Source organism: Streptomyces sp. Ag109_G2-15, from assembly GCF_900215565.1.
Lineage (GTDB): Bacteria > Actinomycetota > Actinomycetes > Streptomycetales > Streptomycetaceae > Streptomyces > Streptomyces diastatochromogenes.
This window is the reverse complement of the sequence record NZ_OCNI01000001.1, coordinates 3589766-3615325: the sequence shown is the minus strand read 5'-3', so window position 1 is coordinate 3615325 and position 25560 is coordinate 3589766. Positions and strand designations below refer to the sequence as shown.

The 25560-nt window shown below is 72.5% G+C and carries 21 protein-coding genes; 9 read left to right on the top strand and 12 right to left on the bottom strand.

The window, feature by feature from the left end:
- Positions 1-2 precede the first annotated feature (2 nt).
- Together CRP49_RS16280 and CRP49_RS16275 are read right to left on the bottom strand one after the other, a co-directional pair.
- Positions 3-926 (bottom strand): LLM class F420-dependent oxidoreductase, encoded by a 924-nt coding sequence (locus CRP49_RS16280; RefSeq protein WP_257033419.1) that lies wholly within the window; start codon positions 924-926, stop codon positions 3-5.
- Positions 923-2173: an amidohydrolase family protein gene (locus tag CRP49_RS16275; RefSeq protein WP_097254006.1), complete on the bottom strand. Its 1251-nt coding sequence runs from the start codon at positions 2171-2173 to the stop codon at positions 923-925. Before CRP49_RS16275 ends, CRP49_RS16280 begins: the two co-directional genes overlap by 4 nt.
- 189 nt (positions 2174-2362) lie before the next feature.
- Between CRP49_RS16275 and CRP49_RS16265 the strand changes: the two genes are divergently transcribed.
- Entirely contained in the window at positions 2363-5335 is a 2973-nt protein-coding gene (locus CRP49_RS16265) for a BTAD domain-containing putative transcriptional regulator (protein WP_097254005.1), read from the top strand.
- A 202-nt stretch (positions 5336-5537) separates the two neighbouring features.
- On the top strand, positions 5538-5705 hold the full coding sequence (locus CRP49_RS46850; protein WP_179851640.1) for a hypothetical protein: 168 nt from the start codon (positions 5538-5540) through the stop codon (positions 5703-5705).
- A 545-nt stretch (positions 5706-6250) separates the two neighbouring features.
- Here the strand turns inward: CRP49_RS46850 and CRP49_RS16260 are convergent.
- Positions 6251-7843, bottom strand: a complete 1593-nt coding sequence (locus CRP49_RS16260) for a FadD3 family acyl-CoA ligase (protein WP_097254004.1) — start codon at positions 7841-7843, stop codon at positions 6251-6253.
- Between the two features lie 83 nt (positions 7844-7926).
- Here CRP49_RS16260 and CRP49_RS16255 point away from each other — a divergent pair, with 83 nt between their 5' ends.
- Genes CRP49_RS16255 through CRP49_RS16245 form a run of 3 tightly spaced genes read left to right on the top strand, consistent with a single transcriptional unit; the run spans position 7927 to position 10266 of the window.
- On the top strand, positions 7927-9081 hold the full coding sequence (locus tag CRP49_RS16255) for a lipid-transfer protein (protein ID WP_097254003.1): 1155 nt from the start codon (positions 7927-7929) through the stop codon (positions 9079-9081).
- A 7-nt stretch (positions 9082-9088) separates the two neighbouring features.
- Positions 9089-9496: a Zn-ribbon domain-containing OB-fold protein gene (locus tag CRP49_RS16250; protein WP_097254002.1), complete on the top strand. Its 408-nt coding sequence runs from the start codon at positions 9089-9091 to the stop codon at positions 9494-9496.
- A complete protein-coding gene (locus tag CRP49_RS16245; RefSeq protein ID WP_097257393.1) occupies positions 9493-10266 on the top strand; it encodes an enoyl-CoA hydratase/isomerase family protein in 774 nt (257 codons plus the stop codon). Before CRP49_RS16250 ends, CRP49_RS16245 begins: the two co-directional genes overlap by 4 nt.
- Here CRP49_RS16245 and CRP49_RS16240 read toward each other — a convergent pair.
- The 3 genes from CRP49_RS16240 to CRP49_RS16225 all read right to left on the bottom strand — a co-directional run bounded on the left by CRP49_RS16240 (position 10263) and on the right by CRP49_RS16225 (position 14286).
- Positions 10263-10844 (bottom strand): hypothetical protein, encoded by a 582-nt coding sequence (locus tag CRP49_RS16240; RefSeq protein WP_097257392.1) that lies wholly within the window; start codon positions 10842-10844, stop codon positions 10263-10265. The two genes, CRP49_RS16245 and CRP49_RS16240, sit on opposite strands and share 4 nt — an antisense overlap.
- A 135-nt stretch (positions 10845-10979) precedes the next feature.
- A complete protein-coding gene (locus CRP49_RS16235) occupies positions 10980-13361 on the bottom strand; it encodes a PQQ-binding-like beta-propeller repeat protein (protein ID WP_097254001.1) in 2382 nt (793 codons plus the stop codon).
- A gap of 202 nt (positions 13362-13563) precedes the next feature.
- Entirely contained in the window at positions 13564-14286 is a 723-nt protein-coding gene (locus CRP49_RS16225; RefSeq protein WP_179851639.1) for a VOC family protein, read from the bottom strand.
- A gap of 134 nt (positions 14287-14420) precedes the next feature.
- Between CRP49_RS16225 and CRP49_RS16220 the strand changes: the two genes are divergently transcribed.
- Positions 14421-15056: a TetR family transcriptional regulator gene (locus CRP49_RS16220; protein WP_094217255.1), complete on the top strand. Its 636-nt coding sequence runs from the start codon at positions 14421-14423 to the stop codon at positions 15054-15056.
- Between the two features lie 47 nt (positions 15057-15103).
- Here CRP49_RS16220 and CRP49_RS16215 read toward each other — a convergent pair whose 3' ends face one another.
- The 3 genes from CRP49_RS16215 to CRP49_RS16205 all read right to left on the bottom strand — a co-directional run bounded on the left by CRP49_RS16215 (position 15104) and on the right by CRP49_RS16205 (position 20180).
- The gene (locus tag CRP49_RS16215; RefSeq protein ID WP_097253999.1) at positions 15104-19183 is read right to left on the bottom strand and encodes a serine protease; all 4080 of its coding nucleotides are present in this window, start codon (positions 19181-19183) and stop codon (positions 15104-15106) included.
- A complete protein-coding gene (locus CRP49_RS16210; RefSeq protein WP_143669990.1) occupies positions 19183-19620 on the bottom strand; it encodes a CU044_2847 family protein in 438 nt (145 codons plus the stop codon). Before CRP49_RS16210 ends, CRP49_RS16215 begins: the two co-directional genes overlap by 1 nt.
- Before the next feature lie 98 nt (positions 19621-19718).
- Complete coding sequence (locus tag CRP49_RS16205) at positions 19719-20180, bottom strand: Lrp/AsnC family transcriptional regulator (RefSeq protein WP_094217252.1); 462 nt, start codon at positions 20178-20180, stop codon at positions 19719-19721.
- 82 nt (positions 20181-20262) lie between these two features.
- Between CRP49_RS16205 and CRP49_RS16200 the strand changes: the two genes are divergently transcribed.
- Positions 20263-20883, top strand: coding sequence for a LysE family translocator (locus tag CRP49_RS16200; protein ID WP_097253997.1), 621 nt, complete (start codon positions 20263-20265; stop codon positions 20881-20883).
- Here CRP49_RS16200 and CRP49_RS16195 read toward each other — a convergent pair whose 3' ends face one another.
- Both CRP49_RS16195 and CRP49_RS16190 read right to left on the bottom strand, forming a co-directional pair.
- Entirely contained in the window at positions 20884-21360 is a 477-nt protein-coding gene (locus CRP49_RS16195; protein WP_097253996.1) for a nitroreductase family deazaflavin-dependent oxidoreductase, read from the bottom strand.
- Complete coding sequence (locus CRP49_RS16190) at positions 21360-22544, bottom strand: acyl-CoA dehydrogenase family protein (protein WP_097253995.1); 1185 nt, start codon at positions 22542-22544, stop codon at positions 21360-21362. Before CRP49_RS16190 ends, CRP49_RS16195 begins: the two co-directional genes overlap by 1 nt.
- Positions 22545-22662: 118 nt before the next feature.
- On the opposite strand from CRP49_RS16190, the gene CRP49_RS16185 reads away from it, so the two are divergent.
- Positions 22663-23832, top strand: coding sequence for an acetyl-CoA acetyltransferase (locus tag CRP49_RS16185; RefSeq protein ID WP_097253994.1), 1170 nt, complete (start codon positions 22663-22665; stop codon positions 23830-23832).
- Between the two features lie 139 nt (positions 23833-23971).
- A complete protein-coding gene (locus CRP49_RS16180; RefSeq protein ID WP_097253993.1) occupies positions 23972-24652 on the top strand; it encodes a pyridoxal 5'-phosphate synthase in 681 nt (226 codons plus the stop codon).
- 31 nt (positions 24653-24683) lie between these two features.
- Here CRP49_RS16180 and CRP49_RS16175 read toward each other — a convergent pair whose 3' ends face one another.
- Positions 24684-25556, bottom strand: coding sequence for a GNAT family N-acetyltransferase (locus CRP49_RS16175; RefSeq protein WP_097253992.1), 873 nt, complete (start codon positions 25554-25556; stop codon positions 24684-24686).
- Positions 25557-25560: the final 4 nt, after the last annotated feature.

The following is a 25560-nucleotide window of genomic DNA, read 5'->3' as shown; positions in this document are numbered from 1 at the left end:
CCTCAGTCCAGCCGGGGCGCGACCTCCGCCCCGAACACGCCGATCTGGTCGATGAGTTCGCTGCGGCTCCGGCTGCGGAACCGCACCTGGATCTGGTGCACGCCCAGCGCGCGGTACGCCCGCAGCGACTCGGCGATCTCCTCCGGCGCGCCGGCGAGGGTGCGCCGCCCAAGGTGCCAGTCGGCGGGTCCGACGTACAGCGGCTCGGTGATGGCGCCGACGGTGAAGGGAGCCTCGATGCCCGCCTGTTCCCGCAGGGCCTTGAGGCGGTCGATCTGCGCGGGCAGCCGATCCCGTGGATCGCCCTGCGGCAGCCAGCCGTCCCCCTTCAGCGCGGCCCGGCGGACGGCCGCGGGCGAGGAGCCGCCGACCCAGATCGGCACATGTTCCTGCGTGGGCCGGGGCCGCTGCCCCAGGTCGGCGAAGTCGTACAGCTTGCCGTGGTGCTCGGGGAACTCCTCGGGCCCGAGGGCCGCCCGCAGCGCGTCGACGGCCTCGTCCAGCACGGCCCCGCGCCGCTCGAAGTCCACCTGGAGGACCTCGAACTCCTCGCGCACATGCCCCGCGCCCACGCCGAGGATCAGCCGCCCCCCGGAGAGGTGATCGAGGGTGGCGTACTGCTTGGCGCTGAGCAGGGGATGCCGAAGGCCCACGACGGCGACGTGGCTGAGCAGCCGGACCCGCTCGGTCACGGCGGCGAGATGGGCGAGGGTGGCGACCGGGTCGTACCAGACCGTGCTCATCGCCGGGGCCAGCCGGCGCGGGATGGCCACGTGGTCGCAGCAGGCGAGGTAGTCGAACCCGGCCCGGTCCACGGCCCGCGCGATCTCGACCAGGTCGGCGGGCCCGGCGGTGGCCTCCCAGCCCTCCGTGTAGAGGGTGCTCTGGGACTGCACGGGCAGCTGGATGCCGTAGGCGAGACTCACGCCGGCCCCTTCCACAGCCCGTCCGCCGTCAGCCCCAGCAGGTCGATGGCGTTCCCCCGCACGATCCGCTCGACCACGTCCGGCGACAGATGCCCCATCTGTGCCTCGCCGACCTCGCGGGACTTGGGCCAGGTGGAGTCGGAGTGGGGGTAGTCGGTCTCGTACAGGACGTTGCCGACGCCTATGGAGTCGAGGTTGCGGAGCCCGAAGGCGTCGTCGAAGAAGCAGCCGTAGACGTGGTCGGCGAAGGTCTCGGACGGGGGCCGGTGGACCTTGTCGGCGACGCCTCCCCAGCCGCGGTTCTCCTCCCACACCACGTCGGCGCGCTCCAGGATGTACGGGATCCAGCCGATCTGGCCCTCCGCGTACATCACCTTCAGGTTCGGATAACGCTCGAACTTGCCGCTCATCAGCCAGTCCACCATCGAGAAGCAGCAGTTGGCGAAGGTGATGGTGGAGCCGACGGCGGGCGGGGCGTCCTCGGAGGTGGAGGGCATCCGGCTGCTGGAGCCGATGTGCATCGCGACGACCGTGCCGGTCTCGTCGCAGGCCGCGAGGAGCGGATCCCAGTCGTCGCCGTGGATCGACGGCAGGCCCAGGTACGGGGGTATCTCGGAGAAGGCGACGGCCCGGACGCCACGGGCGGCGTTCCGCCGGACCTCCCGTGCGGCGAGGTGGGCGTCCCACAGGGGGATCAGCGTGAGCGGTATGAGCCGCCCCCGCGCCGCCGGCCCGCACCACTCCTCCACCATCCAGTCGTTGTAGGCGCGCACGCAGAGCAGGGCGAGGTCCCGGTCCCGGGCCTCGGTGAAGGTCTGCCCGCAGAAGCGGGGGAAGGTGGGGAAGCACAGGGCGGACTGGACGTGATTGACGTCCATGTCGGCGAGCCGCTGCGCGACGTCGTACGACCCCGCCCTCATCTGCTCGTACGTGATGACTTCGAGCTTGATCTCGTCCCTGTCGTACCCGACGGCGGTGTCGAGCCGGGTGAGGGGCCGGTGCAGATCCTCGTAGACCCACCAGTCGCCGATCGGACCGTCGTCCCCCGGTCGGCCCATGACGGGCTTGAACCGCCCGCCCAGGAAGGTCATTTCCTTCAGCGGGGCGCGGACTATGCGTGGCCCGGTGTCCAGGTACTTCTTCGGGAGCCGGTCCTGCCAGACGTTCGCGGGCTCCACGGTGTGGTCGTCGACGGAGATGATCCGAGGAAAATCGCTCCGGATGTGCTGGGTGCTCTGGGTCTCCATGGCGCTCACGGTAGCGCCGATCTGACGGTCCGTCAGCTAGTGAGGCGGCCCTACCGTGTGCGAAGACCATGTGAGGGCCTTGTGTACTCAGGTGTACCGGTCTGTGATCGGCGTCTCCCACGGCTGACGGAACCGCCCTGAACAAGGCAAACTGACGGGGTTGTTCGTGATGCCTAGGGGGGCGAACGCATGGACGGTGGGCCGCGAGTGCCTGAGCAGCGGCGTCCCGGCTCCGCGGCCAACGCGGAGCCGGCGGCGTTGCGCTTCGGCGTGCTCGGTCCGGTGCGGGCCTGGCGCGGCGGGGAGCCGCTGAACACCGGCTCCCCACAGCAACGCGCCCTGCTCGCCGCCCTGCTGCTGCGCGAGGGCCGTACGGCGACGGCGGCGGAGCTGATCGACGCCCTCTGGGGCAACGAGCCCCCGTCACAGGCGCTGGCGGCACTGCGGACGTACGCGTCCCGTCTCCGGAAGATCCTGGACCCCGGGGTCCTGGCGAGCGAGTCCGGCGGCTACGCGGTGCGTTCGCTGGGCGAGGGCGCCCTGGACCTGGCGGTGGCGCAGGACCTGGCGGCGGAGGCGGAGAAGTCCCGGAACGCCGGGGATCTGTGCCATGCGCGGGAGGTACTGAACCGCGCCCTGGCCCTGTGGGACGGCGAGCCCCTGGCCGGAGTCCCCGGCCCCTACGCCGACGCCCAACGAGTCCGCCTGGAGGAGTGGCGCCTCCAACTGCTTGAATCCCGCCTGGACATGGACCTGGAGCAGGGCTGCCACGCCGAGGCCGTCTCCGAACTGACGGCCCTGACGGCCGCGCACCCGCTCCGGGAGAGGTTCCGCGAGCTGCTGATGCTGGCCCTGTACCGCAGCGGCCGCCAGGCGGAGGCCCTCGCCGTGTACGCGGACACGCGGCGCCTGCTGGCGGAGGAGCTGGGCGTGGACCCGCGCCCCGGCCTACGGGAACTGCAGCAACGCATCCTCCAGGCGGACCCGGCCCTGGCGGAACCCTCCGCCCCGGCGGCCGAGCCCGCCGTGGTCCCGGTGCGCCCGGCCCAGCTCCCCGCCTCCGTCCCGGACTTCACGGGGCGTGCCGCTTTCGTGGGCGAGCTGAGCGAGGTGCTGGCGTCGGCGTCGGAGGCGTCGGCGGCGGGCCGGGTGATGGCGGTCTCGGCGCTGGCCGGGATCGGGGGCGTCGGCAAGACGACCCTGGCGGTCCACGTCGCCCACAGGGCGCGTCCCGCCTTCCCCGACGGGCAGCTGTACGTCGACCTGCAGGGGGCGGGGCCGCGCCCTGCCGAGCCGGAGACCGTCCTGGGCTCGTTCCTGAGGGCCCTGGGCACGGCGGACTCGGCGATCCCCGACTCGCTGGAGGAGCGCGCGGCCCTGTACCGCTCGGTCCTGGACGGCCGCCGGGTGCTCGTCCTGCTGGACAACGCGAAGGACGCGGCACAGGTACGGCCCCTGCTGCCCGGCACGGAGGGCTGTGCGGCCCTGGTGACGTCCCGGGTACGGATGGTCGACCTGGCCGGGGCCCACCTGGTGGACCTCGATGTCATGTCCCCCGACGAGGCCCTCGCCCTCTTCACGAAGATCGTGGGCGAGGAGCGGGTGGCGGCGGAGCGGGAGGCGGCGCTGGACGTGGTGGCGGCGTGCGGCTTCCTTCCCCTGGCGATCCGCATCGCGGCATCCCGCCTGGCGGCGCGGCGCACGTGGACGGTGTCGGTGCTGGCGGCGAAGCTCGCCGACGAACGGCGCCGACTGGACGAACTCCAGGCGGGCGACCTGGCGGTCAAGGCCACCTTCGAGCTGGGGTACGGGCAACTGGAGCCGGCCCAGGCTCGGGCGTTCCGCCTGCTGGGGTTGGCCGACGGCCCGGACATGTCCCTGGCTGCGGCCGCGGCGGTCCTGGATCTGCCCGCGGAGGAGACGGAGGACCTGCTGGAGTCCCTCGTCGACACGTCTCTGCTGGAGTCCGCGGCGCCGGGGCGCTACCGCTTCCATGACCTGGTCCGGCTCTACGCGCGCGCTTGCGCGGAGAGGGACGAGCAGGCGCCTGGTGAGCGGGAGGCTGCGATGTCTCGGTTGCTGGACTTTTATCTGGCTACGGCGGCGGGGGTTTATGCGATTGAGCGGCCGGGGGATCGGTTGGTGGATCATCTGGAGCCGACCGACTATCCGGGGTTGGTCTTCGAGGACCGGCATCGGGCTCGAGACTGGTTGTATGCCGAGGCGGTCTGCCTGCTTGCGTGCGTACGTCAGTCAACCCGGCCCGATCAGCTGAGGCGGGCCGTGGACCTGTTGTGGGCAGCCATCGACCTCGCCGAATCGGGAGCCAACTCCAAGGAGTACGAGGCAACCGGAACCGCCGTCCGAACGGCCGCACGGAGCCGCGGTGACGAGCGCGCCGAGGCCCGCGCCCTGGTCACGCTGGCCAACGGCCACCACATGTCCGGCCGCTTCGAACTGGCGGATCAAGAGGCCGCCGAGGCCGTGCGGCTGGCGGAAGTGGCGGACGATCCCCTTCCCCAGTGCTGGGCATCCAACATGCTCGGGGTCATCGCGCTGTACCAAAGCCGGTATGACGTCGGCGAGGGCCATCTGACGCGGGCCATAGAGAGTTTCCGTTCCTCTGGAGACCGGCCCGGTGAGGCCAGCGCCTTGTGCAACCTCTCGCGGATACACCTGGCAACGGGCCGTACCGTGAGCGCGGTGTCCCTGGCCCAGCAGGGGACGGACATGTACGACGACATGGGCCACGCCTTCAAGGGCGCCAACGGGCGCTATGCGCTGGGGCTCGCGCTCACCCAGAGCGGTCAGCTCGAACTGGCCGCCGAACGCCTGGAAGAGGCCCGCGACCTGTTCCGCGACAGCCGACAGCGGCTCTGGGAGGGCATGACCCTCTTCCGCCTCGCAGAGGTCGACCTCGCCGCCCGGCGTCTGGCGCAGGCCGCCACCAACGCGGAGTCGGCGCTGACCCTCCTCCGTGGAATCGGCGGCGAGTGGCGGCGCGGAAACGTACTCACGGCGCTCGGCCGGGCGTTGAGCGGCATCGGGCAGAGCGGTCGTGCTCAGGTCTGCCTGCAGGAGGCGCTGGCCATCTTCGAGGCGCTGGGTGCACCGGAAGCCGATGAGGTAAGGGCTCTGCTCAAGCCGCTCACGTTGGCCTGAGAGCGGGATCCTGCACGTTCATCGTTCGTTTATCGCCGGACGGCACTCTGAGTCGTGTCGTTCCGCCGCGTCGGGGGGCAGACGGGACGTCATATGGGCGCACCTTAAGGTGTACCGGCCCATAAGTGCCCGCTCGGTGGACTCGGGGGAGCTGCCGAGCGGGCCTTTCTGACCTATCGCACAGAGCATCAGGGGAGCAGTCATGAGCGACGCCAAGAAGACGACGCAGACGGAGACCTCGGCCACCGAGGTGACCACGCTGAACACGCACGCCACCAGCGAGCCGCTGAAGCCGACCACCCTGGCGGCGGGCGAGGACACCGGCGTGGCCACCCCGGACAACACCCACGCCACCGACGAGAAGGCCTGACCAGACCTTTAACCCGACGGGGATCGGCCGCGGCGGCGCGGAGGGGGAGCCGCCGCGGCCGAGGTGTGTCCAGGTCAGGCGTTGTCCACAGGGGAACGCCTTGGGGGACCTCGCCGAGGGCGGCGTGCTGCTCACCTCGCGGGCGCTGCGGGCCGGATGGTCTCGGGGCTCCCTCTTCCGAGCACTCGCCTCGGAGGGTTGGACCCAGGTCCGGTCCGGCGTCTGGGTCGAGCCTGGGAGCGCCGTCGACGTCACCTTACGGCCGCCCCCCTGTGGGGAGGGGTAGGGGCATGCCGGACCGTGACCGACGGGGCGGTCGGGCGGCGGGCCCGTGACCCGGTCGGCCAGTGGGGCGGTCAGCCCGTGGGGCCCATCGCCGGTCGGGCGGCGGCGATGTCCCATCTGCCCGCCCCATCCGGCTGCCCCACCAGCCCCATCCGGTTTCATCCGCCCCGCCCAAGCGCTCTGCCCCACCCCATCCATCCACCGGCCGCAAGCCGCCACCCCACCGCCACGCCCCACCCAACTTCCACGCCCCACCCCCCTCACCACCCCCGCAACTCCCCCTTCACCACCTTCCCGCTCGCGTTCCTCGGCAGCTCACCCACGAACTCCACCGCCCTCGGCACCTTGTAGTTCGCCATCTCCCTGCGGGACCAGGCGATCAGGTCGTCGGAGGTGAGTACCGACCCCGGTCTGCGCACGACGTACGCCTTGCCGACCTCGCCCAGTCGTGCGTCGGGTACGCCGATCACCGCCACGTCGGCCACATCCGGGTGGAGGGCGAGGAGTTGCTCTATCTCCGCCGGGTACGCGTTGAAGCCACCGACGATGAACATGTCCTTGAGGCGGTCCGTGATGCGGAGGTTGCCGGACGGGTCGAGGACACCGATGTCGCCGGTGCTCAGCCAGCCGTCCGGGGAGATCGCCTCCGCCGTCGCGGTCGGGTCCTCGTAGTAGCCGCGCATGATGTTGAAGCCCCGGGCCTGGACCTCCCCGGGTGTGCCGGGCGCCACCGGGGCGCCCCCCGCGTCGACCACCCTCACCTCCGTCCCGGGGATCGCCCGGCCGGAGGTGGAGGCGATCACCGTCGGGTCGTCGCCGCGCCGGCACATCGTCACGATGCCGCTCGCCTCCGAGAGGCCGTACGCCGTCAGCACCGTCCCCACGCCCAGTTCGCCGCGCAGGCGTTCCACCAGGCGCAACGGCACCACCGCCGCCCCGGTCACCACGAGCCTCAGCGCCGAGAGGTCGTGGGCGTCCCGGGCGGGGTGGTCCAGCAGGGACTGGTGGAGGGTCGGCGGGCCCGGCAGGACCGACACCCGTTCCGCCGCTATGTTCGCCAGCGCCGTGTCCACGTTGAACACCGGCTGCGGGATCATCGTCGCCCCGCGCATCAGGCACGCGATCACCCCGGCCTTGTAGCCGAAGGTGTGGAAGAAGGGGTTGATGATCAGGTAGCGGTCCGTGGTGCGCAGGCCGGCCAGGTCGGCCCAGATCTCGTACGCCGTCAGCGTCTGTTCGTGGGTGATCATCGCGCCCTTGGGGCGGCCCGTCGTGCCCGAGGTGAAGATGATGTCCGACAGACACCGGCCGTCCAGCTTGCCTGCCCGGTCCCGCACTTCGGTCTCCCCCACGCCCTCCCCTCCCGCCAGGAAGTCCTTCCAGGTGCGGAAGTCCTGGGGGGCGTCGTCCGACAGCACCACCACCTGTTCCAGTGCCGGCAGCCCGGGGAGCGGGTGGCCCGCACCATCGGGCGTCCCCGCCGCCCGACGCAGCGACGCCACGTACGACGTGCCGAGGAACGTGCCCGTCACGAACAGCAGCCTCGCCCCGCTGCGGCGCAGCACGTCCGCCGCCTCCGTGCCCTTGAAGCGGGTGTTGAGCGGGACCAGGACCGCGCCCGCCGACACCGCGCCCAGTGCCGCGACGATCCAGTCCAGGGAGTTGGGGGCCCAGACCGCCACCCGGTCGCCCACCCGCACGCCGCTCGCGATACAGGCCGCCGCCGCGCGCTCCACGCGGGCGCCCAGTTCCGCGTACGTGATCCTCGTGCGGCCCTCGACCACCGCCTCGGTGTCCGCGTACCGCTCGGCCGACCATCGCACCAGACCCGGGATGGTGCCCCAGTCACTCATAGCAGCCCCCTACGCCGTAGCTGACTGACCGTCAGATTAGCTGTAACCTGACGGACTGTCAGCAGAGGAAAGGTGGGTGCACCATGGCAGGAACGGGGCTGAAAGATGCCACCGCCATCGTCGGGATCGGGCAGACCTCCTTCGCCAAGCACCTGCCGGAGGATGAGAAGACCCTCGCCTGCCGGGCCGTGCTCGCCGCCCTCGACGACGCCGGGATCTCGCCCGGCGAGGTCGACGCCCTCGCCTCCTTCACCATGGAGGAGACCGACGAGGTGGAGCTGGCGAAGGCGGTCGGGTTCGGTGATCTCACCTTCTTCAGCAAGGTCGGGTACGGAGGGGGCGGCTCCTGCGCGACCGTCGCGCACCTCGCCGCCGCCATCGCCGCCGGGCAGGCCACCGTCGGGGTCGCCTGGCGGTCGCGGAAGCGTGGCAGCGGGCCCCGGCCCTGGACCAACACCGCCGTTCAGCTCCCCACCCCGGCCCAGTGGACCCGGCCCTTCGGGCTGCTCCGGCCCGCCGACGAGATCGCCATGCTCACCCGCCGCTACATGCACGAGTACGGCGCCACCCGCGATCACCTGTTCAATGTCGCCCTCGCCTGCCGGAACCGGGCCAACCAGAATCCCGCCGCCGTGATGTACGAGCGGCCACTGACCCGCGAGATGTACATGACCTCCCGGTGGATCAGCGAGCCCCTGTGCCTCTTCGACAACTGCCTGGAGACGGACGGGGCGTTGGCCTGCGTCGTCGTCAGCAGGGAGCGCGCCCGGGACTGCGCCAAGAAGCCCGTCTACGTGCACTCCGCCGCCCAGGGTCTGCCCGCCCAGCACCACGGCATGGTCAACTACTGGAACGACGACCCCCTCACCGGCCCGGCCTGGACCGCCGCCCGGCATCTGTGGAAGCACGCGGACTTCACGCCGGAGGATGTCGACGTGGCGCAGATCTACGACGCGTTCACGGCCCTGATACCGCTCTCGCTGGAGGGGTACGGGTTCTGCGGACGGGGCGAGGGCGGGGCCTTCACCGAGCAGGGCGCCCTGGAGATCGGGGGGCGGCTGCCCCTCAACACCGGGGGCGGTGGGCTCTCCGAGGCCTATGTGCACGGCTTCAACCTCATCAACGAAGGGGTGAAGCAGCTGCGCGGCACCAGTACCGCGCAGGTTCCGGGGGCCGCCACCTGTCTGGTCACCGCCGGGGAAGGTGTCCCCACCTCCGCGCTTCTCCTGAGGAGTTGAGACAGCCGTGCTGACCCCCGTCACCGACACCGACGGCGCCCCTTTCTGGGAGTACGCCGCCCGTGGCGAGCTGCGCGTCCAGGCCTGCGCCGACTGCGGCGAGCCCCGCTTCCCGCCCCGGCCCTGCTGCCCGCACTGCCAGTCCTTCGCGAGCGAGTGGCGGGCGGTCTCGGGGCGCGGGCGTGTGTGGTCGTACGTGGTGCCGCATCCGCCGCTGCTGCCCGAGTACGCGGAGCAGGCGCCGTACAACGTGGTCGTCGTGGAGCTGGAGGACGCGCCCCGGATTCGGCTGGTCGGGAATCTGGTCGCCCGGGCAGGGGCGCTTCTCGACTCCCTTGATCCGCAGCGCATCAGAATCGGCGCCCGGGTTCAGGTGGTCTTCTCCGACGGGCTTCCGCAGTGGGTGCCGGCGTGAACGCCGTCCGGCTCTCCGTCGACAAGGACACCGGCGTCGCCGTCGTCACCCTGAACCGGCCCGAGCGGCTCAACGCCGTCGATCTCGACATGGTCCGGGAACTCGCCGGAGTCTGGCGGGAGTTGCGGTTCGACGACTCCGTGCGGGCCGTTGTCCTGACGGGGGCCGGGGAGCGGGCCTTCTGTACCGGGATCGACCGGGACTTCGTGGTGCCGCAGCCCTCGTCGCCGTACATGCAGGACGATCCACTGCTCGGCATCGGGCCGAAGGCGAACGACCTGTGGAAGCCGGTCGTGGCCGCCGTGCGCGGGATGGCCTGCGGTGGGGCCTTCTATCTGCTGGGCGAGAGCGAGTTCGTCGTCGCGGACACCACGGCTTCCTTCTTCGATCCGCACACCACGTACGGCATGGTCAGCGCCTACGAGTCGGTGCTCATGGCCCAGCGGATGCCGTACGGGGAGGTGGCCCGGATGATGCTCATGGGCACCGCCGAGCGGATCTCCGCCCGGCGGGCCCACGAGATCGGGCTCGTGTCCGAACTGGCCGAGCCGGGCGGGGCGTTGGAGGCGGCCGTACGCTGTGCCGCCGTCATCGCCGGGTATCCGACGAAGGGCGTTCAGGGGACGGTACGGGCCCTGTGGGCGGCCAAGGACGCGGCGCGTGCGCAGGCGTTCGCGCAGGCGCCGCATCTCATCGCGCTCGGGAATCTGCCGGCCGAGCGGCAGGCGGAGCTGTTCGAGGGGCGGCCGCGGGAGTACCGGGTGCGTTAGGGCCTGACCTGGGCCTCAGGGTGCGCCTCGCAGTGGTCGACCTTCAGCAGGAGGCGCTCACCGACCGTCACTCGGGTGGTCGCCTTGCCCTTCGCGGGCACCGTGACCGTGTAGGAGGCGTTGTCGAGGATCTCGGTACCTTCGTCGTCGTAGAAGGTGACCCGGGCCTGGAACTCGGCCTCGCGGTTGTTCGGGTTCGTGATCTCGACCGTCGCATACGGCTTCTTCTCGGTCGCACAGCTGATCAGCTTCGCCGTCCCGTCCTCCAGCCGCTTGCTGCTACCACCGGAAGGGGTGGAGGTGGCCCGGCGGGTCGGGCGCCTGGTGTAGTAACCCCCGCTGGTGCCGCCACTCGTACTCGTACCGCTGCTGCCGTAGCTGTCGTCGTCCGAGTCGTCGTACGACCCGCTCCCCGACGTGGACGACGAGCTGTCGTGGTCCTGGTGGGAGCTGCTGCACCCGCCCCCGCCTCCGCTCCCGTGGCGGCTGTGGTGCCGGCCGGTCGAGAAGCCGGTGAGGCTGAGCACCACGAGGGTCAGTACGGCCGTGAACTTGAGTGCGCGCGTCCGTGTTTGCATGTGCATGCCATCACCTTAGCGACCGGTGGCACCACCTGGCGGGTGCTCGGTGCCGGGGGTAGCGTCAGGCGTGAGACGGCCGCCGTCTGGAGCCCTTCCGTGTAGCCGGTACGACGGCCGTCACTTCGGCGCGATTCAGGCGGTCCGCGCCGTCCCCGTCCCCTTCTCCGCGTCGAGCGCGTACACGCAGCGGTCCTTGCTGCACGCGTACACCACTCCGTCCTTGACGACCGGGGAGCCGGTGATCTCGCCGCCCGTGGCCAGCTTCCACCGGAGTCGGCCGTCGTCGGCCTTCAGGGTGTAGAGGAGATGGTCGGTGGAGCCGAAGTGGATGCGGCCCTCGGCCACCGCGGGGGCGCCCACGACGTCGCCGCCGGCCTGGAAGCGCCACTTGGGGGTGCCGGTGACCGCGTCCAGGGTGTACAGCCCCTTGCCGCTGCCGACGTGGACATGGCCGGCGGCGACCAGGACCGGCTCGATGGAGGAGCGGGCCTCGGTGGCGATGCGCCAGCGGTCGCGGCCGTCGGTGGCGTCCAGGGCGTAGACCGTGCCCAGGTAGTCGGCGAGGTAGATGCCGCCGCCGGTGACGGCCGGGCCCGGGGCGAAGGCGGGCGGGCAGAGGAAGACCGCCGGGGCCTCGAAGTGCCAGCGCACCATGCCGCTCGCCACGTCGATGGCGAGGACGCGGGTGCCGGCGGAGACGTAGACGTAGCCGTCGGGGGCCGGGGTGATGCGGACCGGGACGCCGCCGCAGGAGGCCGCGTCGCCGATGGGGTACGACCAGCGCTCCTCGCCGGTGCGGGCCTCCAGGGCGCGCAGCCGGGCGTCCTGCCAGACGTAGACGGTGCCGTCGTGGACGGCGGGGCCGGCCTCGGGGGACTCGAAGTCGGTCTGGCAGCCGGTGATCTCCCACAGCTTCTGACCGCCGGAGGCCTCCCAGGCCTGGACGCCGCCGCCGCGGGTGCCGGTGACGACCGTGCCCCGGTCGGCGTGCAGGGAGTACACCCAGGCGTCCGTGGACAGCCGCCACAGGTCGGCGCCCTCGCGGGCCTCCAGGGCGAACAGGGTGGGGCCGTCGGAGGCGTGGATACGGCCGTCCGCCACAGCCATCGACCAGGCGACGTCCCTCGTCTTGAAGCGGCGCCGGCCCGTGCCCACGTCCAGGGCGTGCACCTCGAAAGAGGTGACGTAGACGAGGTCGCCGTCGACGGACGGGGTGCCCCAGACGTCGTTGGACATCCGGAAGCGCCAGGGGCGCCAGCCGCTCGCGGTCTCCGGGGGCGCGGGCGGGGCGGGCGGTACGGCAGGGCCTACGGCAGAGTCTGTGCCGTTCACGCCGGGGCGGGGGCGGGACCAGCTGGCGACCAGGCCGGCCTCCGGCGGGGGCGCCTTGACGGCGGCGGCGCGGGCGTCGGCGACCCGGGGGCCGGGGCCGATGGGCACCTGGGCGCCGGCCAGCCGGACGGGGCCGGTGTCGGGTGCGCCCACCGCGCCCGCCGTACCCACCGCGCCGAACGGTGCGGGGGACGGGACGGCGGGGTCGTAGGAGGGTGGCGGGGGTACGGCCCCTCGGCCGCCGCTGCGGGGGCCGGCTGCGGTGGGGGCCGGCTTGGCGGCGGGGCGGCCGCCGCGGCGGGACTCGATGAGGGCGACGGCCTTCTCCGGCAGCCAGGCGGAGGCGGTTCCGCTGTCGTCGGAGCCGGAGCCGAAGAGGTGCGGGGCGAGCTGGGCCTGGAGGTCGGCAGGGCTGGGGCGGCCGGGGGCCTCCATCTGCATACAGACCTCGATGAGCGGGCGCAGCTCGTCGGGCAGCCCGGTGAGGTCCGGGCCCTCGCGCAGCAGCATGAAGACCGTCTCGACCGGGTTGGCGCCGTGGAAGGGCGGGTGGCCGGTGGCCGCGAAGACCAGCATGGAGCCGAGGGAGAAGACGTCGCTGGCGCCGGTGACGCTGCGGGAGTCCTTGGCCTGCTCGGGGGACATGTAGGCGGGGGTGCCGACGGCGACGTTCGTCATCGTCAGGCGGGTGTTCGAGACGCCGGAGGCGATGCCGAAGTCGATCACCCGGGGGCCGTCCTCGACCACCAGGACGTTGGAGGGCTTCAGGTCGCGGTGGACCAGCCCGGCACCGTGGATGGACTGCAGGGCCTCGGCCACGCCCGCCGCCAGCCAGCGCACCGCCTGGGCCGGGAGCGGCCCGCACTCGTTCACTATCTCCTCTAGGGAGGGTGCGGGGACGTAGGCCGTGGCGAGCCAGGGCACGGCGGCGCGCGGGTCGGCGTCGACGACGGCCGCCGTGTAGAAGCCGGAGACCGCCCGGGCCGCCTCCACCTCACGGGTGAAGCGGACCCGGAAGAGCTGGTCCTCGGCCAGCTCGGTGCGGACCGTCTTGATCGCCACGCGCCGGCCGGATGCCGAGCGTGCCAGATAGACCAGCCCCATGCCGCCGGCCCCCAGCCGGCCCAGCACCTCGAACGGCCCGATCCGCCGCGGATCGTGCTGCGTCAGCTGATCCACCACTTGCCTGCCACCTCCCCGTACGAGCCGCGCCACCCACATATGTACGCGACCGAAGTGCAGCGTCTCACCACCGCACCGCCATGGCGGCACGCACCCTGATTCTTCCTGGCCGGGCGGCTGGTTGCGAACCCGGTGATGAATCGGGGTGTCTCGTGCCGAATAGGGTCATTTCATCGCCGTAGTGCCTGCCTCGGCGCCTGCCTCACCGCTGCAGTACCGCGAACGACGCCCCCTGATTGTCGGTGACGACGGCCACTCGTCCGTACGACGTCTCGAAGGGTGGCACCTGGACCCGCCCGCCGAGCCGCTGTACGGCCCCGACGGCGTCGTCCAGGTGCGTGACCCGGAAGTGAGTGACGAAGTGCGGGGGCATCTCGACCGGGAAGACCTCGGAGACGTCCGCGCGGCCGAAGTCGGGCTCGGCGCCGGCACCGAACAGCGCGTCATGGAAGAGGGCGCCGTAGAAGGTGTTGGCGGCGGCGGTGTCGCGGGTGTACAGCTCGACCCAGACGAAGGTGTTCGGCTCGTGCCGCCGCCCGAAGCCGGGGTGGCTGCCCGCCTGCCACAGGCCGAACACCGCGCCCTGGGGGTCCGCGGCGAGGGCGGCGGTGCCGAGGTCGCCCACCGGGAAGGGGGCCATGACCACCTGCCCGCCGGCCTCGGCGATCCGCCGGCCGAGGGCCGCGGCGTCCGGGGTGGCGAAGGACACCGTCCAGACGGTGGGCATCCGGCCGTCCATCTTGGGGGCGAGCGAGGCGACGGGCTCGTCGTCCAGCAGGGCCCACACCGAGGAGCCCAGAGCCTCCTCGAAGGTCCACCCGAAAAGCTCACCGTAGAACCGCTTGCCCGCCTCGACGTCGGCAAGCTGGGCGTCCACCCAGCAGGGAACGCCCTCTCCGTACACCGATGCCCTGTTTTCGGCCATGTCGCCAAAGTAACCGCGCCGCGCGCACCCCGCAGACCAGCCACACCACCCCCGATGCACCCATGCACCCCATTTGCAGTCGGCCGAATCGCGCTCCGATCACCCCTCGGTAAGCTGACGGCATGACAGGACAAGTGCGTACCGTCGACGGCCGCGTGGCCGGCCGGCGTGGGCAGGCGACCCGGCAGAAGCTGCTCGACTGCCTCAGCGAGATGCTCAGCTCCTCCCCCTACCGGGACGTCAAGGTCATCGATGTCGCCCGGAAGGCGGGAACTTCGCCCGCGACCTTCTACCAGTACTTCCCGGACGTCGAAGGCGCCGTCCTGGAGATCGCCGAGCAAATGGCCGCCGAGGGCGCCGGGTTGACCGCGCTGCTGGAGGGGCGGAGCTGGGCCGGCAAGGCCGGGTGGCAGACCGCGCAGGAACTCGTGGACGGCTTCCTGGAGTTCTGGCGGAAGAACGACGCGATCCTGCGCGTGGTCGACCTCGGCGCCGCCGAGGGGGACAAACGGTTCTACAAGATCCGTATGAAGATCCTGAACTCGGTGAACAACTCCCTCGTGGACTCCATCGCGGAACTCCAGTCCAAGGGCAGGGTCGACAAGGACGTGAACCCGGCGGCGGTGGCCGGCTCACTGGTCGCCATGCTCGCGGCGGTGGCGGCGCACCAGAAGGGTTTCCAGACCTGGGGCGTCAAGCAGGCCGAACTCAAGCCGAACCTGGCGCTGTTGGTGCACCTCGGTGTGACAGGCAAGAAGCCGACGAAGTAACACACGGCCCTTTTCCAGGCCCCAAGTCCTGTCTGGCAGGCGGTGGTTCACCCGGGTGAACCACCGCCTGCCTTCTTTTCGGGTCCGGGTGCGCCGCCCGGGGCCTCGGTGACGCCGGACCGGCTCCCGTGTCCGGGGTCGTTCGCCTCCCGCCACGCCTTCGCCCACTGCTCCACCTCGGCCCGGCGATCGACGGGCAGGTCCGGGTCGTGCAGCAGGGCGTCGAGCACCTGACCCGCGAGGGGGTGCGCGGCGTTCTGGGACAGCCAGGCGAGCGCGTGGGTGACGGCGGCCGCACGCCAGGGGGCGGGTGCGGTGTGGCCGAGCAGTTCCGCCAGCGGGCGTCCCATCGTGGGGCGGGCCGCCCTGGGCTCCAGCCAGGCGAGGAACAGCTCGGCAGCGCGGGCCAGCCGCTCCCCCGTCAGGTCGGGCTGGGCCAGCAGTTGCGGGAACAGGTCGTCGGGGCCGTTGCCGAGGGTGGCTCCGCGCCGGGCCAGCCAGTCGAGTGTGTGGTCGATCAGCACCGCCCGCTGTCGCGTCCCGCTCGGCACCTCGTCCAGCAGTCCGATGAGGACGGGCACCGCACTACCGCTGCCGACGGTCCGCAGCAGCTCGCGGGGCAGGGGTCCGGCGGTGTCTCCGGGACCGGGTTCGGCCAGCAGGGGCAGCAGCAGGCCGATGCGGTTCTCCTCCTCCGGGTGGCGCTCCAGCCACGCTGCTGCCAGGGCCTCGGCCTCGGCCCGCAGGTCGGGCGGCAGGCCGGCGCAGACCAGCAGCGGGCTGAGCACCCGGTCGGCGTTGCGGGTCGCCGCGTGGACCCCGAGCCAGGTGGCGGCGGCCCGGAACGCGGCAGCGGCCTCGTCGGGGCCGGGGGACGGCAGGGCGAGCAGCGGCGCGATGACGAACCGCGCCTCGGGCTGGTCGGCGTGCGACTCCAGCCAGCGCAGGGCGTGCGCCACCGTCTGGCGGGCCGCGTCCTGCGCAAGGCGGTCGTGATGGCGCAGCAGCGGCTTGAGGACGTACGTGGCATACGGATCCGCGTCGGGCTGCGCCAGCCATTCCAGGGCCTGCCGTGTGGTGTCGGCGCGGCCCGGCTCCGCGGTGAGCAGGTCGGGCAGTACGAGGCTGGCGTCGGCGCCGGTCGCATGGCGCTCGACCCATTTCACGGCGGCGGCGGACACCTCGGTCCATGTCGTGCCGCCCGGGCCCGTGCTGCGGAGCAGCAGGTGGAGCAGCGAGGCGTTAGGCCGGTGCCCAGGGACCCGCAGCCAGTCGAGGGCCGCCTTGACGGTCTGTCGGAGGTGCGGCTTCGGCAGGTCCTCGCGGGCGAGGAGGGCGCGCAGCAGGTACTGCTGCTCCTCGGTGACCGGATGCTGCCCGAGCATCTCCAGGGCACGTTCGACGACCGATCCGTCGCGTTGCAGCAGGGCGCACAGGACGAAGCCGTGCGGTGCGTCGTCGTGCCGGGCCAGCCACCGGCGCGCGTAGGCGATGGCCTGGTCGGCCTGGGGGTCGGTGAGGTCGGCGCGCAGCAAGGGCCGGAGAAGGTAGGTGGCCTGCGCGTCGGTGATGTGGTCGCGCAGCCAGGCCAGGGCGAGGCCGACCGCCCGGCCCTGGTGCACCCCGAGATCGTCGCGGCGCAGGGCACGGCCCAGGACGAACGTTCTGCGGGGGTGGCCGGGGTTCCTGACGGTCCAGGTCAGAGCCGTGTCGACCACGGCCTTGGCCCGGGGCCCGAGGTCCTCGCGCTCCAGCAGGGGGACCAGCAGCACGGTGCCGGCCGGGTGCCTCGGGTTGCGCCGTAGCCAGTCCTGGGCCGCTGCCACGACCCGCCCGCTGGTCACGGCCGGCAGATCGGCGCGGGCCAGGGCGGCGCCCAGCAGGTGAACGGCGCGCCGATCGCCTCCGTAGCTGCCCACCCAGGCCAGCGTGCGGTCGGTCACGGCCTCCAACCGGTCCGGCCCGAGACCGTCCGCGTACAGCAGGGCCTGCAGGAGGACGCCCGTCCTCTGGGCGCCGGCCATGGCCTCCAGGCAGGCCATGGCGCTGGCGAGCAGTTCCTGCGGCAGCGGGCCGGTGACCTTGTCCACCGCCTGGGCCAGCACGGCGGGCAGGGCGCCGGGCCGCTCGCGCTTGATCTGTGCCAGCCAGGGGCCCACCAGCTCGTCCCAGAGCCGGAGCATCCCCGCCTGCCAGGGCGTCCGGGCCATCAGGTCGAAGGCCGTCTCACCGAGGGCGTCGGCGGCGAGCAGCTCTCCGATCCTGCGCGCTCTGACGCCGAGCCACCGGGCGCAGGCGGCTTCGATCTCGGACTGCCGGTACTCCTTCTGGTCGGTGGTCCAGCGCGACAGATGCCGGACGGCCTGTGCGAAGACCGGGCCGTCGTCGAGCAGGGCGTCGAGCAGCTCCTCGGCGGTGCGGCTCTGGACGATGTCCCCGTCCGGGATCAGTGTGGCGTCGAGCAGACCGTCGGCCACGATGTCGTGGACCAGCTCGAGCCGGTCACCGCTGCCCACCAGCCAGCCCTCCAGGCGCAGCCTGGCGACCACGTCACGGCCGTAGTGGCCGAAGCCCTCTTCGCCGCGCTTCGTGACCGCCCGGTCCACCGCCGACTCCACGGCCGCAGAGCGGTCCTGTGGGCAGGCCAGCAGGGCCACCGCGGAGGCCAGCAGGGGCACGCGCGGCCGGGAGTGGCCCGCTTCGCGGTCCGTGTCGGCCGGGACTTTGAAATCGCGTTCGAGTCGCCGGCGCAGCCAGGCGAACAGATCGTCCTGCCGCAGTTCGGAGAGGTCGGGGGCGCGCTGCCCCGCCTGTGCCTGCTTCTCCAGTGCCAGCGCGATCAGCAGGGCCAAGATCGGGCGGTCGCTGCACGCGGTGACCAGCTGGTCCTCGTCCCACAGCAGCCGTGCCTGCGGAGCCACCCTCCGGAAGATCCCGGCGGCGACCCTGGCGCGGTACTCCTCGCCGTCCTCCAGGCGGACCTGGACGAAGAGCCGCTCAGCGGCGTCCCGGACGAATTTCTGCAGTGCCCCGGGCCGGGCCGAGGCCAGGCAGGCGACCCGCCCTTCCGGGTCGTGGGTCTGCAGTTCCTGGCTGACGTCCGGCAGGCGGAGCCGGGTGTAGCTGTCCAGGTAGTCGAGGACGAGCAGGACCCTGGCCGCGCCCGCGACCCAGGCGTGCGCCATGGCCGCCTGGACGAGCTCCTCGGCGGTCACGGGCGACTCCACGTGCAGGACCAGCCAGGCCGTCTCCCGCTGGGCCAGCGCCGCCACCTCGAAGCAGGTGCGGGTCTTGCCGGCGCCGGCCACGCCGGTGAGCAGCACCCCGCGTTCCGGCTCCGCGTAACCGCCGGGCTGGAACTGTGTGGCGAGCAGTCCCATCAGGCGGGCCGGCGCGGAGGCGCTGCCCGGGGCGGGACTGACGAACTCCAGCCGCTGCTCGGTGAGGTACTGCTCCTTCTCGTCCAGTCCCCGCAGCACCTGCTCGTGGGTGCGCAGATGCGGGGAGAACCAGGACAGCTCCCGCGGGGCGAGTTCGGCGAGATCCTCGGTCCTGGCCGTCCACCCCGAGTCGCGCAGCCAGCCGTTGGCGCTGTTGTAGCGGCCGCTGACCACGCCGACGACGGCGTCGTCGGAGGTACGGCGCACGGGGGCGCCGCTCATGCCCTTCAGCAGGTCCTTCGTGCTGAGGCGGCCGAGCCGGACGCCGTCGCTCCGCTCGGTCGTATGCTCCCAGCTCCCCTTCGCCCTCATGCGCTGGAAGGTGTACTCGGCGCCGTACAGGGGGACCTGCCCGAAGCCGTCGACGACCACGTCCGTGCCGGACTCCACCGTCTCCGTCGGCATCGCGCGGGTCACGGACGCGGGAAGCGGGCTGTCGGTGCGCAGAACGGCCAGGTCGTGGGCCGGGTCCACTTGTTCGACCGTGGCCGTGGCCGCCGGGCCGCCCGCCAGCGGGGCGAAGCGCACACGCGCGCCCGGCGCCGCGAGGCCCAGGTCGGCGAGGACGTGGCAGGCGGTGGCGAGGACGCCGGGCGAGAGCTGGAAGCACGTTCCCGCCGGGGAGTCGTCGGCGGGATGCAGGACGACGCCCAGATAGCCGAGGACTCCGGAGGAGGACACAGTCATCAGGACGCCTCGTCGTCCGCGCCGTCGCCGTCGCCCTCCCCCTCACCGCCGCCGTCGCCGCCGCCGTCGTCCGGTTGCGCTCCCCTCCCGTCGTACGTCAGCTTCACCTTGAGCGTGACCTCGCCGCTCGCCCCCGCCACGATGATGTCGCCCTTGGCGGTGAACTTGATGCCGAACTCCACCTCCATGGCATCCGGCCTGGCCGCGCGGCCGGCCCGTCCGAGGGCCGTCGCCGTGGAGGCCGCGATCTCCACGATCGCCGACTGCGCCTGCCCGAAGGCGTCCCGGACGCGCGCGGCGAGTTGAGCCGGCCGCGCGGCTGTCGGCTCCGTTCCCGGCAGCTCCACGGGAGTGGCCTCCACCAGGACCTCGATCCCGCCCACTGCCACCGGAACGTACATACCGGCCCTGCCCGCCCCTGTCTCCATACCGGCCATGCCCCCCGTCTCCCGGATCCGTCGATCCCGTTCCCGGTGTATCACAGGCGCCTGCGCCGCACCGGGTGAACGGCCGGTCCCCGCAGCCCCGTTGGTCGCTACCCCCGTGCCGCAGGCAGCGGCCGGTCCTGCACCACGTGCTTCATCACCAGCGTCGAGGTCAGCCGCTGCACCCCCGGCAGGGTCGCGAGCCGCTCGTCGTACAGCCGCTGGAAGGCCGCGAGGTCGGCGGTGGCCACCCGGAGCAGATAGTCCGGCTCGCCGAACAGCCGCTGGGCGTCCAGGACGTGTTCCAGCTCGCTGACCGCCCGCTCGAACTCGGCGACCGTCTCCCGGTCCTCCTGCCGCATGGAGACGAAGACCAGCGCCTCGAAGTTCAGCCCGAGCGCGGCCGCGTCCACCACTGCCCGGTAGCCCTGGATGGCGCCGGAGCGCTCCAGCTCGCGCAGCCGCCGGTGGCAGGGCGAGACACTCAGGCGCACCCGGGCGGCCAGCTCGGTCACGGTCAGCCGCCCGTCCTGCTGCAGTTCGGCAAGGATTTTCCGGTCCACGTCGTCCATGAAGAAGATAATTGCTCAGATCTCGCGATCACGGGCAAACTTCAGGAACACTTTCGGGCCATTCACGCCTAATGTCCCCAGCATGGACTCAGGACTGCTCTTCTCCTTCCTCGCCGTGGACCTGCTGCTGGTGTGCGTACCGGGCGCGGACTGGGCGTTCGTCATCGCGACCGCCCTGCGCGGCCGCTCGGTGCCGCGCGCGGTGGCGGGCCTGGTCTCCGGCTACGCCCTGCACACGGTCCTGGCGACGGCGGGTCTCGCGGTCCTGGTGGCGGGCTCGCCCCGGCTGCTGACGGCGCTGACGGTGGCGGGCGCCGGGTATCTGCTCTGGCTGGGCTGGGGGGTGCTGCGCCGCCCCGCCGTCCCGGGCGCGGCGGACGAGACCTCCGACACCGACCGGGGCCTGTTCCCGCGGGGCGCCACGATCAGCGGCCTGAACCCCAAGGGCCTGCTGCTCTACCTCTCCGTACTCCCCCAGTTCCTCACCCTCCGCGGCGCCCACCTGCCCGTACCCGCGCAGACCGCGGCACTGGGCCTGCTGCACATGGCGTGCTGCGCGGCCGTGTACCTCAGCGTCGGCGCCCTGGCCCGCGTCCTGCTGGCGGCCCGTCCGTCAGCGGCCCGCGCGGTCACCCGCACGTCGGGCGCCGCGATGCTGGGAATCGGCGCGTTTCTGCTGGTGGAGCGCCTGGCGACGCTGTAGCTACCGGCGCGTGAGCCGAAAGATCCGGATCTCCCGCTCCACCCGCGCCTGATACGTCGCGTACGGCGGCCAGAACGCCAGCAGTGTCTTCCAGGCGGCGGCGCGTTCCTCCCCCTCCAGCAGCCGGGCCGTGACGGGGATGTCCCGGCCCTTCCAGCTGATGGAGGCATCCGGATGGGTGAGCAGGTTGTGGGTCCAGGCGGGATGGTCGGTCCGGCCGAAGTTGGAGCCGACGAGGAGCCAGCCGCGCCCGTCCCCCTCCGGCATGCAGGCCAGCGGCGTCCGGCGCGGCAGGCCGCTCCTCGCCCCGGTGGAGGTGAGGATCACCCCCGGCAGCAGCTGGGCGCTGAGCAGCACCTTTCCCCGGGTGAGCCGGTGGACGGCCCGGTCGAGGGCCGGGATCACATGCGGGGCGACCTTCGCGAAGGCCCGGGTGGCGGACACCTTCTGCACGAACCGCACGCCGACGGCGGCCATCAGACCGCCACCTGCCCGCGCACGAACAGCCCGGCCTCCTCGGCGGCCCGGTCCCGCAGCCGGTGCACGGGCCCGAACAGCAGCTCGTCCCCGGCCGCCCGTTTGAAGTACAGGTGGGCCTCGTGCTCCCAGGTGAACCCGATCCCGCCGTGCAGTTGGACGGCTTCTCCGGCCGCACACCGCAGCGCCTCCAGCGCCTGCGCGAGCGCGAGCCCGCCCACCCGCTCCCCGTGCGCGGTGGCCCAGGCGGCGTAATACGCGGCCGAGCGCGCGGCCCGCACGCCCACGTACACGTCCGCCAGCCGGTGCTTGACCGCCTGGAAGGAGCCGATGGCCCGCCCGAACTGCTCCCGCTGCCCGACGTACTCCACGGTCCGCTCCAGCGCCCGGTCGGCGGCCCCCAACGCCTCGGCGGCGAGCACGGCGGCGACGGTGTCACCGAGTCCGGCGAGGGCGGGAAGCACGTCCTGGTCGGCCGGGCCCAGCAACTCGGCGGGTACGTCCCGAAGTTGGATCCGGCCCTGCGGCCGGGTCGCGTCGAGCGCGGTCTGCCGGGCCCGTACGACCCCCACGGCGTCCCCCGCGACCAGGAACAGCAGCGTCCGGGACCGCGCGAACCCGCCGGTGTGCGCGGCGACGACGAGCAGCCCCGCGCTGTGTCCGTCCAGCACCTGGTCGACCTGTCCGTACAGCCGCCACCCGTCCCCGCTCTGCCGGGCCTGCACACCCCCGGCCCGGCCCCCGCCGGCCCACGGGCCGGCGTTGCCGCCGGTCAGAGCCAGGGCCGTGGTGAGGGCGGGGCCGGGGACGGCGAGGGCGGCGGTGAGGGTGCCGGCGGCGATGCGGGGCAGCAGGTCGGCGCGCTGGGTCTCGGTGCCGAGCGCGAGGATCAGCGGGGCCGCGAGGACTGAGGTGGCCAGCAGCGGGGAGGGGGCGAGCGTGCGCCCCACCTCCTCGCAGGCGAGGGCGAGTTCGGTGGCCGAGCAGCCGATGCCGCCGTAGGCCTCCGGGAGGGCGAGCCCGGGCAGGCCGAGCCGGCCGGCGAGGGCGGACCACAGGGCGGGGTCGTACCCGGCCGGACTGTCGACGGCGGCCCGCAGCGCCTCGGCGTCACAGCGTTTGCGGAGCAGTTCACGCAGGGTGCGGCGGATCTCGTCCTGCTCGGCGGTGAGACGCGTGTCCATGGCTGATCCGATCCCTCCGACCTGATCTGACGGTGCGTCATGTTAGGGCGGGCGAGGAGGGATGCCCAGGGGTGCGACACCTGCCGCGGACAACCGTATCTGATGTACCGTCAGATTCATGAAGCCCGGGAACCGGAAAGTCGCCGTGGCCGGGGTGGCCCTCTCCGACTGCGGCCGCGTGGACGACACGACCCCCTACACCCTGCACGCCCAGGCGGCCCGCCGCGCCCTCGCGGACGCGGGCCTGGACCGCACCCTGGTGGACGGCTTCGCCTCGGCGGGCCTCGGCACGCTGGCCCCCGTGGAGGTGGCCGAGTACCTGGGCCTGCGCCCCACCTGGGTGGACTCCACCTCCGTCGGCGGCTCGACCTGGGAGGTCATGGCGGCCCACGCGGCGGACGCGATAGCGGCGGGGCATGCGAACGCCGTCCTGCTGGTCTACGGCTCGACGGCGCGGGCGGACATCAGGGCGGGCCGCAGAACGGGCAACCTGTCCTTCGGCGCGCTCGGCCCGCTCCAGTTCGAGGTCCCGTACGGCCACACGCTGATCGCCAAGTACGCGATGGCGGCCCGTCGGCACATGATCGAACACGGCACGACGATCGAGCAGTTGGCCCAGGTGGCGGTCCAGGCCCGCGCCAACGCCGCCCTGAACCCCGAGGCGATGTTCCGCGACCCGATCACGGTCGACGACGTCCTGTCCGGCCCGATGATCGCCGACCCCTTCACCAAGCTGCACTGCTGCATCCGCTCGGACGGCGGGGCGGCGGTCCTGCTGGTGGCCGAGGAGTACGTACGGGACTGCCGTACGGCCCCCGTCTGGATCCTCGGCACCGGCGAGCACGTCTCCCACGCCACCATGTCCGAGTGGCCGGACTTCACGGTCTCCCCGGCGGCGGTGAGCGGCAGGCTCGCCTTCGAGCGGGCCGGAGTCCGGCCGTCCGAGATCGACTTCGCCGAGATCTACGACGCCTTCACCTACATGACCCTGGTGACCCTGGAGGACCTGGGCTTCTGCGCGAAGGGCGAGGGCGGGGCGTTCGTGGAGAAGGGCCGGCTGCTGGTCTCCGGGGACCTCCCCGTGAACACGGACGGGGGCGGCCTGTCCGCCCAACACCCCGGCATGCGGGGCCTGTTCCTGCTGGTGGAGGCGGTACGGCAGCTGCGCGGGGAGGCGGGCGAGCGCCAGGTGCGACGGCCGGACGGGAAGGTGCCGTACCTCGGTGTCGCCTCCGGCACGGGGGGCTGGTTCTGCTCCTCGGGGACCGTGGTGCTGGGCCGGGAGTGACGGCTTACCGGCCGAGGGCCCGGACCATGCGGTGGTCCGGGCCCTCGTGTGCGTCGCCGGAGTTCAGCTGACCGGTGTCGTGATGGTGGCGGTGTTTCGGGTCGTCACACCGCAAGTCGCCCGAGGTGATACTCGACCCATGGCACAGACCGATCTCCACGAACTGCTGCGTTCCCTGCGGGTGTGGTCGCCCGAGCTGACGGAGCTACGGCCCTTCGACCCGGACCAGGCGCCCGCGACACCGCTGCCCCTGTTCACGAGCTGGTTCGCGGAGGCGGTGGAGGCGGGCCAGCCGGAGCCGCACACCATGGCGCTGGCGACGACGGACGAGGACGGCCGTCCGGACGTACGGATCGTGATGCTGCACGGCGCGGACGCGGACGGCTGGTCGTTCGCGACCCACGCCACGAGCCGCAAGGGCCGGGCCCTGAGCGCCCACCCGTACGCGGCCCTGGCCTTCTACTGGCCGGTGCTGGGACGGCAGGTGCGGGTGCGGGGCCCGGTGACATCGGCACCCTCACAGGAGAGCCAGGCGGACCTGCACGCCCGCTCCACCGGAGCCCTGGCGGCGGCGCTCACCGGGCGGCAGAGCGCGGAGCTGTCCTCGCTGGAGGAGCTGCGGCAGGCGTCGGAGTCGGCCTGGGAGCGGGCCCTGCAGAACCCGACGGAGCCGTCCGAGACCTGGACGCTGTACCGCCTCCAGCCGGAGGAGGTGGAGTTCTTCCAGGGAGACGCGGCGCGCAGACACGTACGCCTGACCTACCGCCGTACCGCGACCTCGAACGCTTCGGGGTGGTCGCGGCAGTTGCTGTGGCCCTGAACGGCGACAGTCAGTCTCTCTCCCCCCGAATTCACCTCCCGAACTCCCACACCGCGAAGTCCGCCACGCCCCGGTAGCCGATCCGCTGGTAGAGCCCGTTGCTGGTCGGGTTCGCGAGATCGGTGAAGAGGAGGACCTCCTCCGTCCCGGACTCCCGGGCCACCCGGCTCACCTCGCCGGTGACCGCGCCCGCGTAGCCACGGCCGCGCAGGTGCGCCGGGGTGTACACCGTCTGCACCCGCACCTGTCCGGCCGCCTCCGGCGTCACCCCTGCCATGGAGACGGGGGTGCCGTCGGGGGTCTCCCAGAGGGTGAGGCCGCCGTGGGCGAGGCGGGCGTCGGTCCACTCGCCCGCGTCCTGTACGGCGGGCAGGTCGACCGCCGCCATGAACTCGCCGTACCAGCGCATGAGAAGGTCCCGGTCCGCCGGGGCGGCCACCCTGGGGCTTCCCTCGGGCAACCGCTCCGGTGCGGTCAACTCCGCCAGCCGGTAGAGCCGTTGACGCTGGTGGATCGTGCCCGCCGTGCCGGTGCGCCGCTGCCAGGCCGCCGCGAAGGCGGCCGCCGTGTCCCGTTCGGCAGAGATGCCGGAGACGCCGGGGACCGGCTGGCCGAGGTCCACCAGCCGGGCCGCCAGGGCGTCGGCCTCCGCCGTACCGAGCGGGGTGGCGTTGACCGGGAAGGGCGGGGTGTGCAGGAGGGTCGCCCGGACCCCGCCGTTCCCGTCCCGCAGGGTCCCGAAGAGCGGTGGCTCCTCGCTGTACGCCCGCAGCCCCCGCCTGCGCAGCGCGTCCGTCACCGTCAGCTGCACCGTGTGCAGGGCCGGCCGGGAGCGCAGGAAGTCGTGGGCGTGGGTGAGGAACTCGTCCAGGTCGTGGGTCAGGCGCCAGGCGTCCGGATGCATCCCC